Source organism: Phenylobacterium sp. Root1290, assembly GCF_001425305.1.
Lineage (GTDB): Bacteria > Pseudomonadota > Alphaproteobacteria > Caulobacterales > Caulobacteraceae > Phenylobacterium.
This window is the reverse complement of the sequence record NZ_LMEE01000001.1, coordinates 1,067,104-1,080,099: the sequence shown is the minus strand read 5'-3', so window position 1 is coordinate 1,080,099 and position 12,996 is coordinate 1,067,104. Positions and strand designations below refer to the sequence as shown.

The 12,996-nt window shown below is 68.8% G+C and carries 12 protein-coding genes and 1 other RNA gene; 11 read left to right on the top strand and 2 right to left on the bottom strand.

Going from position 1 to position 12,996, the window contains the following annotated elements; translation table 11 throughout:
• The first annotated feature begins 22 nt into the window (after positions 1–22).
• On the top strand, positions 23–790 hold the full coding sequence (locus ASC79_RS05225; RefSeq protein ID WP_056020672.1) for an SDR family oxidoreductase: 768 nt from the start codon (positions 23–25) through the stop codon (positions 788–790).
• Positions 791–828: 38 nt separating this feature from the next.
• On the opposite strand, the gene ASC79_RS05220 is transcribed toward ASC79_RS05225, so the two are convergent.
• The gene (locus ASC79_RS05220; protein WP_156378335.1) at positions 829–1,059 is read right to left on the bottom strand and encodes a hypothetical protein; all 231 of its coding nucleotides are present in this window, start codon (positions 1,057–1,059) and stop codon (positions 829–831) included.
• Between the two features lie 239 nt (positions 1,060–1,298).
• Between ASC79_RS05220 and rnpB the strand changes: the two genes are divergently transcribed.
• The 9 genes from rnpB to murD all read left to right on the top strand — a co-directional run bounded on the left by rnpB (position 1,299) and on the right by murD (position 10,817).
• An RNA gene (gene rnpB, locus ASC79_RS09555) (RNase P RNA component class A) lies at positions 1,299–1,679 on the top strand.
• Positions 1,680–1,964: 285 nt separating this feature from the next.
• The gene (locus ASC79_RS05215; protein WP_056020666.1) at positions 1,965–2,432 is read left to right on the top strand and encodes a division/cell wall cluster transcriptional repressor MraZ; all 468 of its coding nucleotides are present in this window, start codon (positions 1,965–1,967) and stop codon (positions 2,430–2,432) included.
• Positions 2,429–3,358 carry a 16S rRNA (cytosine(1402)-N(4))-methyltransferase RsmH gene (rsmH, locus tag ASC79_RS05210; protein ID WP_056020663.1) on the top strand — a complete coding sequence of 310 codons (930 nt, stop codon included), beginning with the start codon at positions 2,429–2,431 and terminating at the stop codon, positions 3,356–3,358. Before ASC79_RS05215 ends, rsmH begins: the two co-directional genes overlap by 4 nt.
• Positions 3,355–3,678 carry a cell division protein FtsL gene (locus tag ASC79_RS05205; RefSeq protein WP_082531941.1) on the top strand — a complete coding sequence of 108 codons (324 nt, stop codon included), beginning with the start codon at positions 3,355–3,357 and terminating at the stop codon, positions 3,676–3,678. The genes rsmH and ASC79_RS05205 overlap by 4 nt, the downstream gene beginning before the upstream one ends.
• Positions 3,675–5,429, top strand: coding sequence for a penicillin-binding protein 2 (locus tag ASC79_RS05200; RefSeq protein ID WP_056020660.1), 1,755 nt, complete (start codon positions 3,675–3,677; stop codon positions 5,427–5,429). Before ASC79_RS05205 ends, ASC79_RS05200 begins: the two co-directional genes overlap by 4 nt.
• The gene (locus ASC79_RS05195) at positions 5,429–6,883 is read left to right on the top strand and encodes a UDP-N-acetylmuramoyl-L-alanyl-D-glutamate--2,6-diaminopimelate ligase (protein ID WP_056020657.1); all 1,455 of its coding nucleotides are present in this window, start codon (positions 5,429–5,431) and stop codon (positions 6,881–6,883) included. The genes ASC79_RS05200 and ASC79_RS05195 overlap by 1 nt, the downstream gene beginning before the upstream one ends.
• On the top strand, positions 6,876–8,273 hold the full coding sequence (murF, locus tag ASC79_RS05190; RefSeq protein ID WP_056020654.1) for a UDP-N-acetylmuramoyl-tripeptide--D-alanyl-D-alanine ligase: 1,398 nt from the start codon (positions 6,876–6,878) through the stop codon (positions 8,271–8,273). The genes ASC79_RS05195 and murF overlap by 8 nt, the downstream gene beginning before the upstream one ends.
• Positions 8,273–9,382, top strand: a complete 1,110-nt coding sequence (gene mraY, locus ASC79_RS05185; RefSeq protein ID WP_056020651.1) for a phospho-N-acetylmuramoyl-pentapeptide-transferase — start codon at positions 8,273–8,275, stop codon at positions 9,380–9,382. Before murF ends, mraY begins: the two co-directional genes overlap by 1 nt.
• 19 nt (positions 9,383–9,401) lie before the next feature.
• Positions 9,402–10,817, top strand: a complete 1,416-nt coding sequence (gene murD / locus ASC79_RS05180) for a UDP-N-acetylmuramoyl-L-alanine--D-glutamate ligase (RefSeq protein WP_056020648.1) — start codon at positions 9,402–9,404, stop codon at positions 10,815–10,817.
• 6 nt (positions 10,818–10,823) lie between these two features.
• Here the strand turns inward: murD and ASC79_RS05175 are convergent, their stop codons facing one another.
• Positions 10,824–11,657: a class I SAM-dependent methyltransferase gene (locus tag ASC79_RS05175; protein ID WP_056020645.1), complete on the bottom strand. Its 834-nt coding sequence runs from the start codon at positions 11,655–11,657 to the stop codon at positions 10,824–10,826.
• A gap of 151 nt (positions 11,658–11,808) precedes the next feature.
• On the opposite strand from ASC79_RS05175, the gene ftsW reads away from it, so the two are divergent.
• Complete coding sequence (gene ftsW / locus ASC79_RS05170) at positions 11,809–12,993, top strand: putative lipid II flippase FtsW (protein ID WP_056020641.1); 1,185 nt, start codon at positions 11,809–11,811, stop codon at positions 12,991–12,993.
• Positions 12,994–12,996 lie beyond the last annotated feature (3 nt).

Here is a 12,996-nt window from a genome sequence, read left to right as displayed (position 1 = left end):
TTTCGAAAACGAGGATATTGCGATGCGCAATCTGTTCAGCGTTGAGGGCAAGGTCGCCCTGGTCACCGGCGGCAGCCGCGGCATCGGCGAAATGATCGCCCGCGGCTATGTCGAGAATGGCGCCAAGGTCTACATCTCCTCGCGCAAGGCCAATGTCTGCGACGGCCTGGCCGACGAGCTGTCGAAGTACGGGACCTGCATCTCGCTGCCCTTCGATCTGTCGAACATGGACGGCATCAACGGCCTGGCCGCGGCGCTGGCCGAGCGCGAGGACAAGCTGGACATCCTGGTCAACAACGCCGGCGCCACCTGGGGCGCGCCGATCGATGAGTATCCCGAGGACGGCTGGGACAAGACCGTCGACCTGAACGTGAAGTCGATCTTCTTCCTGACCCAGAAGCTGCTGCCGCAACTGCGCGCGGCGGCCACGCATGAGAACCCGAGCCGGGTGATCAACATCGCCTCGGTCAACGGCATCCAGCCGCCGGCGCTCGAGACCTACGCCTATTCGACCTCGAAGGCCGGCTGCATCATGCTGACCCGCCACCTGGCCAAGCGCCTGGCTCCCGAGCACATCCTGGTCAACGCCATCGCGCCCGGCCCCTTCCAGAGCCACATGATGGCCGCGACCCTGGCCCGCGCCGGCGACGCCATCGCCAAGTCGAACCCGCGCGGCCGCATCGGCACGCCCGAGGACATCGCCGGCGTGGCGATCTTCCTGGCCAGCCGCGCCAGCGCCTACACCACCGGCACGGTCGTGCCCTGCGACGGCGGCTCGGCCGAGTTCTAGTGAATGCCGGAGGCGCCCTCGCAGGCGCCTCCGATCCTTCAGCCCCGGCGGCCGCGACCGCCCGGGCGGATGGGGGCGGGCGACCAGCCGCCCTTGCCCGGCTTGTGGACGCCGCCGGCCTTGCCGGCGTTCTGGCCTGGCGGCCCGCCGTGCTGCTTGCTGGCCAACTGACGTTCGATGATCGCGCGGGCGCGCTCGGCGGGCGTCAGCGGCGCGGAGTCGGCTTCGGGATGGGGCGCAGGCGCGCCCGGGTCTTGAGATTTCGGCATGATGTGTCCAATCGACATTGAGCGCCCGCGCGCCTTGGCGCAGCGGGTCGGGGAACAGGCGTCAGCCTGGGGTCCTCAGGGCCTCAATCGATCACAGCACACGCTTTCGCATCCTCTGTCGGACGTTCCACAGGAAGCTACGAGCCCTCGCCGGACGACGCAAGGCGGCGATTGGGATGAAATGGGATGCGCGCGCGGCGCTTGACCGCGGGCGCGGGGCGGCCCACTTAGCGCGCGGACCAGACGGCCGGGCGATCGCGGTTGCCTTGCGGCAGTCGAGGAAAGTCCGGGCTCCACTATGACATGGCGGCGGGTAACGCCCGCCGGGGGCGACCCCAGGGATAGCGCCACAGAGAGCAGACCGCCCCGGTTTCGACCGGGGTAAGGGTGAAAGGGTGGGGTAAGAGCCCACCGCGGGCCTGGTGACAGGAACGGCATGGCAAGCCCCGCCAGGAGCAAGACCGAATAGGGATTCCGCGCCCCGCAAGGGGTAGGGCCGTCATAGGCCTGAGGCGTCCGGGTAGGTCGCGAGAACCGTCCAGCAATGGGCGGTCCAGAGGAATGATCGTCGCGCCCGTTCGCGGGCGGCACAGAACCCGGCTTACAGGCCGTCTGGTCCATACTTCCGTCCAGCTTATCCACCGCCGTCCACAGAGGCGGCGACTATACTTAACGAGTTCGCTGTATGTTCTGTGAATATCGCCTGTGGATGCATGAGACGGGACCGTAACTTCTTTGAATTTCCCCGAAATCGCGCTCTGGAGGCATTGTCGCCCAATTGATCCCATGTTAACCCAATCAGCATCCGTTGAGGATCAGCGGCGCGTCGGAGCAGGCGCTCTGCGGGTCCGAAAACGGGGTGAAGTTGGCGGCTCGCTCGGAGCCGCGATCTGGGGCGCGGCGGGATGTTTCTCTCGACCTTCGAGAAACAAGTAGACGCCAAGCGGCGCATCGTTGTGCCGCAGGAATTCCGCGCGCTCGTGTCCGGCCCCTTCGACGGCATCGTCTGCTTCCCCTCGATCGAGGCCGATTGCATCGAGGGCGGCGGCCGGGCGCTGTTCGACCGCTACATCGCACTGATGGACGAGATGCCCTTCGGCGACCCCGTGCGCTCGGCCATCGAGCTGTCGGTCCTGGGCGGCCAGGCCAAGATGAGCTTCGACACCGCCGGCCGCATCACCCTGCCTGAGCAGCTCTGCGACCAGTTCGGCCTGACCGACTGGGTGGTGCTGGTCGGTCTCGGCGACCGTTTCCAGATCTGGGAGCGCGAGGCGTTCCAGGCGCATCGCGCCGCCCAGCGCGAACTCGCCCGCGCCGGCCTGGCCGAGCTGCGCGCCCAGCAGCGCGCGGCCAAGCTGGGGGCGGCCCAATGAGCGCGCCCCATACGTCGGTCCTGCTGGATGAAGTCATCGCGGCCCTGGAGCCTGGCCCAGGCAAGCTGATCATCGACGGCACCTTCGGGGCTGGCGGCTATTCGCGCGGTTTCCTGGCGACCGGCGCCGACGTCGTCGCCTTCGATCGCGATCCCAGCGCGCGGCGGTTCGCCGAAGGGCTGGGCGAGCGGTTCCGCCTGATCGACGACCGGTTCTCGCAGATGGCCGAGGCGCTGGGCGAGGGGGCCGCCGACGGCGTGGCGCTGGACCTTGGCGTTTCGTCGATGCAGCTCGATCAGGCTGAGCGGGGCTTCTCGTTCATGCGCGACGGCCCGCTGGACATGCGCATGGGCGCGGACGGTCCGACCGCGGCCGACATCGTCAACACGGCCGAGCAGGCCGAGCTGGCGCGCATCTTCTTCGTCTACGGCGAGGAACGGCAGTCGCGCCGCATCGCCTCGTTCATCGTGCGCCGCCGGGCCGAGCAGCCGTTCACCCGCACGCTGGACCTGGCCGAAGTGATCGAGCGCGCGCTTGGCGGGCGCCGCGGGGCCAAGGTCCATCCGGCCACCCGCTCGTTCCAGGGCCTGCGGATCGCGGTCAACGAAGAGCTCTCCGAACTCGAGGCGGGCCTCGTTGCGGCCGAACGGGTGCTGAAGCCCGGCGGCCGCCTGGCCGTGGTGACCTTCCACTCGCTCGAAGACCGCATCGCCAAGGCCTTCTTCACCGAACGGGCCGGCAGGACGCCGGGCGGTTCGCGGCACCTGCCGCCGGTCGAAGCGGGCGCGGCGCCCAGCTTCCAGCTGCTGTTCAACGGCGCCCGCGCGCCCGGCGAGGCCGAAACTGCGGCCAATCCGCGCGCGAGATCGGCCAAGCTGAGGGTGGGGGTTCGCACCTCTGCTCCGGTATGGAAGGAGGCGGCATGAGTCTTCTTACCCGCAAGATTCGGGGCTTCCGGCTGGTCGACGTGGTCGCGCTGGGCGTCCTGATCGCCGTCATCCTGTCGGTCTACCTGGCCAAGACCATGGCTGGGAGCGAGCGCGCGGAGATCGCTTCGGTCGAGAAGCAGATCGACGCCGAGAAGGCGCGCATCCGCCTCCTGCAGGCCGAAGTCGCGCACCTGGAACAGCCTTCACGGATCGAGGCGCTGTCCACCGCCCACCTGGGCATGGGGCCGGTCGGCGCCAAGCACGAGACCACCATCGACAAGCTGGGCGAAGTCGCCCTTGGGAAGCAGACGCCGTGAGCCTAGCTCATCCATCGTTAGAAGCGCTGGGCTGGCGCTGGTTGAAGGCCAGGGTCTGGGGTCTGGAGCACGCGTTCGAGCGCGCCAAGGCCGCCGGCAAGGCTGAAGACGACACGCGCATCCGCATCTTCTTCGTGCTGGCGCTGTTCTCGGCCGCATTCGCCCTGCTGGCCATCGGCGCGACGCGCGCGGCGTTGTTCTCCGACGCCGGGCGTAGCGGCGGCTATGCCGGGCCGGTCGGCGCCTCGCGCGCCGATCTGGTCGACCGCAACGGCGCGATGCTGGCCGCTGACCTTCTGCACTACGGCATCTATGTCGACCCGCGCGAGATCTGGGATGCGGACGAGACCCGCCGGGCCCTGCGCTCGGCCCTGCCGAACCTGAACCGCCAGCGCCTGGAAAAGGTGCTGGCGAGCGAGCGTCGCGGCTTCGTCGCCGCCGGCCTGACCCCCGAGGTTCGGGCGCGGATCCATGCCCTCGGCCTGCCGGGCGTTACGTTCGAGCCGGAGGAGCGCCGGGTCTATCCGCTGGGCACGACGGCGGCCCACCTGATCGGCTTCGCCGACACCGGCGGCGTTGGCCTGGCCGGCGCCGAGCGGGCGCTGAACGACACCATCCGCGGCGGCGCGGCCTCCAAGACCGCGGTTCCGCTGTCCATCGATCTGCGCGTGCAGGCGGCGCTGGAAGACGAGCTCTACAAGGCCGCGGCCGAGTTCCAGCCGCGCGGCGCCGTGGGCATCGTGACCAATGTCCATACCGGCGAGATCCTGGGGATGGCCAGCTATCCCACCTTCGACCCGAACCAGGTCGCCAAGGCCGACGACGACGCCAAGCTGAACCGTGCGGCGGCGTCGATCTATGAGATGGGCTCGACCTTCAAGGCCTTCACCGTGGCCATCGGCCTCGACACCGGGGTTGCCAACCCCTCGTCGACCTTCGATGCGCGCGTGCCGTACCAACTGGGCTACCGGACCATCAAGGACTACCACGCGACGCGGAAAATCCTGACCTTGGTGGACGTGTTCATCCATTCGTCGAACATCGGGACCGCTAAGCTGGCCGAGAGTGTCGGCGCCGAGCGTCTCCATAAGTACTTCGACAATCTCGGCCTCACCCGTCCTGCGCAGGTGGAACTGTTGGAGTCGGCCCGGCCGCTCAGCCCTCGCAAGTGGGACATGGACGCGGTGGCCTCGACCTCGTTCGGTCATGGCATGAATGTCAGCCCCTTGGCGGTGACGGGCGCTATGGGCGCGCTGCTGAACGGCGGCTACATGGTGCCGCTGACCATCAAGAAGATGGACGCCGGCCGTCGCCCGCAGGGCCAGCGTGTGCTGTCCGAGCAGACCTCTCTCCAAATGCTGCAGATCATGCGCGCCAACGTCATCAGCGGCAGCGGCAAGTCGGCCAATGCGCCCGGCCTGAGCGTCGGCGGCAAGACCGGCACCGGCGAGAAGTACGACCCTGCCATTCGCGGCTACTCGACCCAGCGCCAGGTGTCGTCCTTCGCGGCCGTGTTCCCGACCGCGGGCGCGGTGCAGGAAGACCGTTATTTCGTGCTGATCCTGATGGACGAGCCGCACGGTACGGCCAAGACCTATGGCTACTCGACCGGCGGCTGGGTCGCCGCGCCGGCCGCGGGCCGGGTGATCGACCGGATCGCCCCGTTCCTGGGCGTTCAGCGTCAGCCCGACCTGATCAAGGTCGTCGGCGAAGGCTCGGTCGCGGCCGAGCCGATCGCGGACGGACACTGATGGGCAAGCCGCTTTCCCAGTTGGTCCAACGGACCTTCGCGACCGATCCGCAGGTCGTCGGCGTCACCGCCGACAGCCGCAAGGTAAAGCCCGGCTTCTTGTTCGCTGCGCTGCCCGGCTCGAAGGTCGACGGCAAGGCGTTCGCGGTGAAGGCCGTCGCGGCAGGCGCTGTCGCGGTGATCTCCGCCGAGGACCTGCCCGATCTTGGCGTTCCGGTGATCGTGACCCCCGATCCGCGCCGCATGTACGCCCTGGCCGCCAAGGCGTTCTGGGGCGTGCAGCCGCCTGTTGTGATCGCCGTCACGGGCACCAACGGCAAGACTTCCGTCGCCGCCTTCTGCCGTCAGATCTTCAACCATGCCGGCAAGAAGGCCGCCAGCATGGGCACCTTGGGCGTGCGCGCCACCGGCCCCGGCCTCGATGAGCAGATCACCCCGCCTGGCCTGACCACGCCGGACGCCGCCGATGTCGCCGAGCTGATGTCTGTCCTGGTCGCCAAGGGCGTCACCCATCTGGCGATGGAGGCCTCTTCGCACGGGGTTGATCAGCGGCGGCTGGACGGCGTGGGCCTCGTCGCGGCCGGGTTCCTGAACCTGACCCAGGACCACCTCGACTATCACCACACCATGGAAGCCTACCGCGACGCCAAGCTGCGGCTGTTCGAAGCCTTGCTGCCGCGCGGGGGCGTCGCCGTGCTGAACGCCGACTCCGAGGCCTATGGCGCGTTCGCCGCCGCGGCGGTCGGCTCGGGACAGTCGGTGTTCTCGGTCGGCGAAGCCGGGCAGGGGCTGAAGCTGGTCGAGCGTACGCCAACGCCCGATGGTCAAACGCTGAAGGTCGAGGCCAAGGGCAAGACCTACGAGGTGCGTCTGCCGCTGGCGGGCGCGTTCCAGGCGTCCAACGTCCTGGTGGCGGCTGGCCTGTGCATCGCCGCTGGCGAGCCGGTCGAAAGCGTGCTGGCCGCCCTGGCCACCCTGGAGGGCGCCCCTGGCCGCATGCAGCGCATCGGGACCGGCCCCAAGGGCGGCGAAGCCTATGTCGACTACGCCCACACGCCCGACGGGCTCGAGACCGTCTTGAAGTCGCTTCGTCCCCACGTGGACGGCAAGCTGATCGTGGTCTTCGGCGCCGGCGGCGACCGTGACCGCGCCAAGCGCCCGCTGATGGGCCTGGCCGCTGCGCAGCATGCCGATGTCGCCATCGTCACCGACGACAATCCGCGCAGCGAGGTTCCGGCCGCGATCCGCGCCGAGATCCTGGCGGGCGCGCCTGGCTCGCGGGAAGTGGGCGATCGCCGGGAAGCGATCCGCGCCGGTGTCGCCCTGCTGGGGCCCGGCGATGTGCTGGTGGTCGCCGGAAAGGGCCACGAGCAGAGCCAAACCGTCGGTTCGACCGTTCATTTCTTCGACGACGTGGCTGAAGTGGCTGCGGCGCTGGAGGCTGCGCATGTCTAAGCCGCTCTGGACGTCCGAAGAGATCGCCGCCGCGACCGGCGGCCAGCTGTCGGGGCCCGCCTTCGCCGTGGACGGCGTTTCGATCGACACCCGCAGCATCGAGTCGGGCGACCTGTTCGTCGCGCTCGCCGGCGCACGCGATGGAAATGAGTTCGTGCCGCAGGCGCTGGCCGCGGGCGCGGCCGCGAGCCTCGCCTCGAAGAGCGTCGCGGGTTCGAGCATTCTCGTCGACGATACGCTTCAGGCTTTGGAGCGACTGGGCGAAGCCGCTCGCGAGCGCGCGCCCCAGGTCCGCCGCGGCGCTGTCACCGGCTCGGTTGGCAAGACCAGCGTCACCCAGGCGATCCGCGCCGGGCTGGAGCGGGCCGGTCGCGCGCACTCCTCGGTGAAGAGCTACAACAATCACATCGGCGTGCCTCTGACCCTTGCGCGGATGCCGCGCGACACCGAGCGGGCCGTCTTCGAGATCGGCATGAACCACGCCGACGAGGTGACGCCTCTGTCGCGCTTCGTGCGGCCTCACGCCGTGGCGATCACCACCGTCGGGCCGGTCCACGTGGAGAATTTCCCCGACGGCGAGATCGGGGTGGCGCGGGCCAAGGCCGAGATCTTCGCCGGCATTGAACCGGGCGGCGTCGCGATCCTCAACGCCGACAACCAGTGGTTCGGGCTTCTGGCCGAGGAGGCTCACAAGGCCGGTGCGACGGTCCGCAGCTTCGGCGCCGGCAAGACCTGCGACGCCCAGCTGGTCGATTTCGCGCCCGAGCCGGGCCGCGCCGTGATCAAGGCGCGGCTGCACGGCAAGGCCCTGGACTTCCCGATCCTCCAGACCGGCTTCCACTGGGGCCCCAACAGCATGGCCGTGCTGCTGATGCTTGAGGCGCTGGACGTCGGCCTCGACGACAGCCTGGCGGCTTTGGGCGCATTCGAGCCGCTGGCCGGCCGCGGCGCCGAGAAGCTGGTCAAGCTGGCCGGGGGCGACTTCACGCTGATCGACGAGAGCTACAACGCCAACCCGATCTCCATGGGCGCGGCCTTCGCCAGCCTGGGCGCCCGCAAGACGGGCGGGCGGCGGATCGTCGCGCTGACCGACATGCTGGAGCTGGGCGCCGAGGCTCCCACATTCCATGCCGGCCTGGCTGCGCCGCTGGATGCGGCCGGCGTCGACCTGGTCTTCGCGGCCGGTCCGCTGATGAAATCCTTGTGGGACGCCCTTCCGCCGACTCGGCGCGGCGGTTACGCCGAAAGTGCGGCGGAGCTGGCGCCGCTGATCAGCGCGGCCGTAGAGCCGGGCGATCTCGTGATGGTTAAGGGTTCCAACGGCTCGAGAGCCGGCGCGGTCGCGGCTGCGCTGGGCGCGCTCGATGTGCGTTCGGGGGAGACGGGCTGATGCTCTATTGGCTGTATCAACAGCTCGCTGCGGACGGCTACGTGCCGTTCCTCAATCTGTTGAAATATCAGACGTTCCGGACAGGCATGGCGCTGTTCACGGCCCAGCTCGTGGTCGTGGCCATGGGCTCCCGCTTCATCCGCTGGATGCAGGCCAAGCAGGGCAAGGGCCAGCCGATCCGCGCGGACGGTATCGAGCGCCACGTGGTCGAGAAGGCTGGCACCCCCACCATGGGCGGGGTCATGATCCTGGCCGGTCTGCTGATCGGCACGCTGCTGTGGTCGGACCTCACCAACGTCTATGTCTGGGCCGTGGTCCTGGTCACCGCCGGCTACGGCATCCTCGGTTTCACCGACGACTACGCCAAGGTCACCAAGCAATCGACCGCTGGGGTGTCCGGCAAGATCCGCCTGGTTCTGGAAGCCCTGATCGCGCTGGCCGCCGTCGGCCTGATCGTCGTCTTCGGCGCTAGCCCGCCTGAGACGCCGGAGCTGGCGACCTCGGTGACGTTCCCGGTCTTCAAGCAACTGCTGCTGCCGCTGGGCTGGTTCTATCTGGCGTTCGGCGCCTTCATCATCGTCGGCGCGGCCAATGCCGTGAACTTTACGGACGGCCTGGACGGGCTGGCGACCGTGCCGGTCATGATCGCCGCGGCGGCCTTCGGCTTCATCGCCTACCTCGTCGGCAACTACGTCTTCGCGCAGTATCTGAAGCTGCACTTCGTCCCGGGCGTCGGCGAGATCGCGATCTACTGCGGGGCCATGATCGGCGCCGGCCTGGGCTTCCTCTGGTACAACGCTCCGCCGGCCAAGATCTTCATGGGCGACACCGGTTCGCTGGCCCTTGGCGGCGGCATCGGCGCGGTGGCGGTGGCGACCAAGCACGAGATCGTGCTGGGCATCATCGGCGGTCTCTTCGTGATGGAGACCCTGTCGGTGATGATCCAGGTCGCCTCGTTCAAGCTGACCGGCAAGCGGGTCTTCCGCATGGCCCCGATCCACCACCACTTCGAAAAACTCGGCTGGTCCGAGAGCACCGTCGTGATCCGTTTCTGGATCATCGCCGTGATGCTGGCCCTGCTGGGCCTCGCCACCCTGAAGCTGAGATAGGGGAGGGCAGGCAGGTCCCATGATCCCGGTCCGCGGCTTCGAAGGCAGGACGGTCGCCGTGTTCGGCCTGGCCCGCACAGGGCTGACGGCCGCGCGCGCCCTCGTCCTCGGCGGGGCCAAGGTCGTGGTCTGGGACGAAAAGCCCGAGAGCCGGGCCGCCGCGCAGGCCGAAGGCCTGGACCTGCTGGATCTGTCGAGCGCCGACTGGTCGCAGTTCGCCGCCCTGATGCTCTCGCCCGGCGTGCCGCTGACCCATCCCAAGCCGCACTGGACGGTCGAGAAGGCCAAGGCGGCGGGCGTCGAGATCCTGGGCGACGTCGAACTGTTCGCCCGGACCGTGAACGCCGCGCCAGAGCACAGGCGGCCGAAGATCGTCGCGATCACCGGCACCAACGGCAAGTCGACGACCACGGCTTTGATCGGCCACATCTGCGCCGCGGCCGGCCGTGACGTCCGTGTCGGCGGCAACATCGGCCTGGGCGTGCTGGGCCTCGAGGACATGCACGGCGGCGCGGTCTACGTGCTGGAGCTGAGCTCCTACCAGCTTGATCTGACCTCCAGCCTGAAGCCCGACGTGGCGCTGCTGCTGAACGTTTCGCCCGATCACCTGGACCGCCACGGCGGAATGGAAGGGTATGTGGAAGCCAAGCGCCGTATCCTGCTGAACCAGGGCAAGGGCGACACCGCCGTCATCGGCGTGGATGACCCCTGGGGCCAGCGGATCTGCACCGAGATAACCGCCGCGAACCGCCGCACCATCGTGCCGATCTCGGCCTCCAAGGCCATGGGCCGCGGGGTCTATGTCCTGCAGGGCCTGCTCTATGACGCGACGGGCGAACGGGCGGTGGAGATCGCCGACCTGCTGCGCGCCCGCTCGCTGCCCGGCCGCCACAACTGGCAGAACGCCGCCGCGGCCTACGCCGCCGTGCGCGGCCTCGGCCTAAGCTCGCAGGAAGCGGCCGACGGCCTGATGAGCTTCCCGGGCCTGGCGCACCGGATGGAGACGGTCGGAACGGTCGGCAAGGTCCGCTTCGTCAACGACAGCAAGGCCACCAACGCCGACGCCGCGCGCCAGGCGATGTCGAGCTATCCGAAGTTCTACTGGATCGCCGGAGGGGTCCCGAAGGCCGGGGGCATCGACAGCCTCACCGACCTCTTCCCGCGCATCGAGAAGGCCTACCTGATCGGGGAGTCGCAGGAAGCCTTCGCCTCCACCCTTGAGGGCAAGGCCAAGGTCGCCAAGTGCGGCGCGCTGCCGGCGGCGGTCGCGGCTGCCTACGCCGATGCTGCGGCTTCGGGGCAGGAGGCGGTCGTGCTGCTGTCGCCGGCCTGCGCCTCGTTCGATCAGTTCGCCGACTTCGAAGCGCGAGGCGAGGCGTTCCGCGACGCGGTGAACGCGCTTTCGCAACCCGTCGCCAAGGGCGCGCGCGCCTAGCGGACGTCAGGCCCGTGCGGTCACCAGCCAGCAACCGGCGACCATCGGCACGACGCCATTGACCGCCTCGGCCGCAAGCGCCGTCTCCACCGCCTCACGCACCTTGCCGCGCACCGCCTCGTCCTGATCGCGCAGGGCGGCGGCGACCGGCCCCATGCGAAGGCTGAGCGTGACCAGGTCGGGCAGGGCGACCGGGGTGGGCGTGTCGAGCCGGTCGATGTTGATCTGCGCCCAGCCGCTGCGCTGCAGGATGCCGTGCACCCGGTCCGGATCGGCGAAGGCGAAGCGTCCGGGCGCCAGCGGGTCGGTCGGCGGCGTCGGCGGCAGGAATGGTGCAGCCGCGCGGCTGGCTATGACGGCCATCGGATTGTCGGCGGGCTTGCGCCAGCAGGCGAAGACAAGCTCCGCACCGGGTTTCAGTCCGGCGCGGATGTTCGCGAAGGCGGCGTCGAAGTCGCTGAAGAACATTACTCCGAAACGCGACATCGCCGCGTCGAAGCCGGGGGCGCCGAAGTCGTAGGTCTGGGCGTCGGCCTCGACGAACTGCGCTCCGGCGATCGCCTGCGCCTTGGCGATCTCGATCAGCGGGCCGGAGATGTCGACACCGAGGCACAGACCCTCCGGCCCGAGCCGCTTGGCCATGCCCAGAGTCGTGGCGCCCGCGCCGCAGCCGATGTCGATCACACGCTTGCCCGCGCCGGGGAAGGCGCGCGCCACCAGCACCTCCTCAATCGGGCGATTCAAGCGGTCCATGAGGTTCTGGAGATCGACCCACGCCTGGCCGCCTGCCTGGTTCCAGTAGGCGGCCTGATCGGTCGGCGGGGCGGGAACTTGGGTCATCGGGCGTCCTCTTCCTGGCGGAAGTTCGATGTCGCCCGCGCCGGGGAGAGAATTCAAGTCGCAGGGTATCTGGATGGCCGCTTGGTTAAGATATCTTAAGCATGCCGCGGGCATCTGAAGGATACGGGCCGCCGCGCCCGCGGAGACGCCCATGAGCAACATCCATCGCCATCAGCAGGCCCACGCCTTCGCGCGGAGCGACCGCTCGTCCGTGGGAATCTGGTGGTGGACGACGGATCGCTGGATGCTTGGGGCCGTGGCGGCGCTGATCGCCATTGGCGTGATGATGTCCTTCGCGGCCAGCCCAGCCGCCGCGGCGCGGATGAACGTCGGCGACCCCTTCCATTTCGCGGTGCGCCAGTGCGTGTTCGCGGTGACGGGCGCGGCCATCCTGATCGGCGTCTCGATGCTCGACGGGCGAGGGATCCGCCGTGCGGCCTTCTTCATCTATGTGATCGCCATCGCGATCATGCTGGTGCTGCCGTTCCTGGGGCACACGGCCAAGGGGGCGACCCGCTGGGTGCAACTGGGCGCGTTCACCCTGCAGCCGTCCGAGTTCATGAAGCCGGCGCTGATCGTGCTGGTTTCGTGGATGTTCTCCGAAGGCCAGAAGGGGCAGGGCGTGCCCGGCGTCTCGATCGCCTTCGGCCTCTACTTCCTGTCGGTCGGCCTGCTGCTGATCCAGCCCGACGTCGGCCAGACCGTGCTGATCACCATCGCCTTCGGGGCGGCGTTCTGGATGGCGGGCGTGCCGCTGTCCTGGGTCATGCTGCTAGGCGGAGTGGCCGTGGTCGGCCTGTCGTCGACCTACTTCCTGTTCCCGCACGTGGCCAGCCGGGTGGACCGCTTCCTCAGTCCAGACCGCGCCGACACCCACCAAGTCGACCGGGCGGCCGAGGCCATCGCCGCCGGCGGCTTCTTTGGGCGCGGTCCGGGGGAGGGCGTCATGAAGCGCCACGTGCCCGACCTGCACACCGACTTCATCTATTCGGTCGGCGCCGAGGAGTACGGCCTGATCTTCTCGCTGCTGCTGATCATACTTTTGGGCTTCATCGTCACGCGCGGCCTCTATCGCGCCATGAAACTGACCGATCCCTTCGAGCAGGTGGCCGCGGCCGGGCTCTTCGTCCTGGTGGGCCAACAGGCCTTCATCAATGTGGCGGTGAACCTCAACATGATCCCGACCAAGGGCATGACCCTTCCGTTCATTTCCTACGGCGGTTCGTCGATGTGGGCGATCTGCCTGACGTTCGGCATGGCGCTTGCGCTGACTCGCCGTCGACCGGGCGCCTATTCCCAGGGCGAGGGCCTCGCCAAGGCCGGCGCGTTCGCCTAAAGG

Bases quoted from the DNA above. Each gene is read 5' to 3' on its own strand.
- mraY (WP_056020651.1), top strand. From the start codon at position 8,273: ATGCTCTATTGGCTGTATCAACAGCTCGCTGCGGACGGCTACGTGCCG.
- ASC79_RS05195 (WP_056020657.1), top strand. From the start codon at position 5,429: ATGGGCAAGCCGCTTTCCCAGTTGGTCCAACGGACCTTCGCGACCGAT.
- ASC79_RS05205 (WP_082531941.1), top strand. From the start codon at position 3,355: ATGAGTCTTCTTACCCGCAAGATTCGGGGCTTCCGGCTGGTCGACGTG.
- ASC79_RS05215 (WP_056020666.1), top strand. From the start codon at position 1,965: ATGTTTCTCTCGACCTTCGAGAAACAAGTAGACGCCAAGCGGCGCATC.
- ftsW (WP_056020641.1), top strand. From the start codon at position 11,809: ATGAGCAACATCCATCGCCATCAGCAGGCCCACGCCTTCGCGCGGAGC.
- ASC79_RS05225 (WP_056020672.1), top strand. From the start codon at position 23: ATGCGCAATCTGTTCAGCGTTGAGGGCAAGGTCGCCCTGGTCACCGGC.
- murF (WP_056020654.1), top strand. From the start codon at position 6,876: ATGTCTAAGCCGCTCTGGACGTCCGAAGAGATCGCCGCCGCGACCGGC.
- murD (WP_056020648.1), top strand. From the start codon at position 9,402: ATGATCCCGGTCCGCGGCTTCGAAGGCAGGACGGTCGCCGTGTTCGGC.
- ASC79_RS05175 (WP_056020645.1), bottom strand. From the start codon at position 11,657: ATGACCCAAGTTCCCGCCCCGCCGACCGATCAGGCCGCCTACTGGAAC.
- rsmH (WP_056020663.1), top strand. From the start codon at position 2,429: ATGAGCGCGCCCCATACGTCGGTCCTGCTGGATGAAGTCATCGCGGCC.
- ASC79_RS05220 (WP_156378335.1), bottom strand. From the start codon at position 1,059: ATGCCGAAATCTCAAGACCCGGGCGCGCCTGCGCCCCATCCCGAAGCC.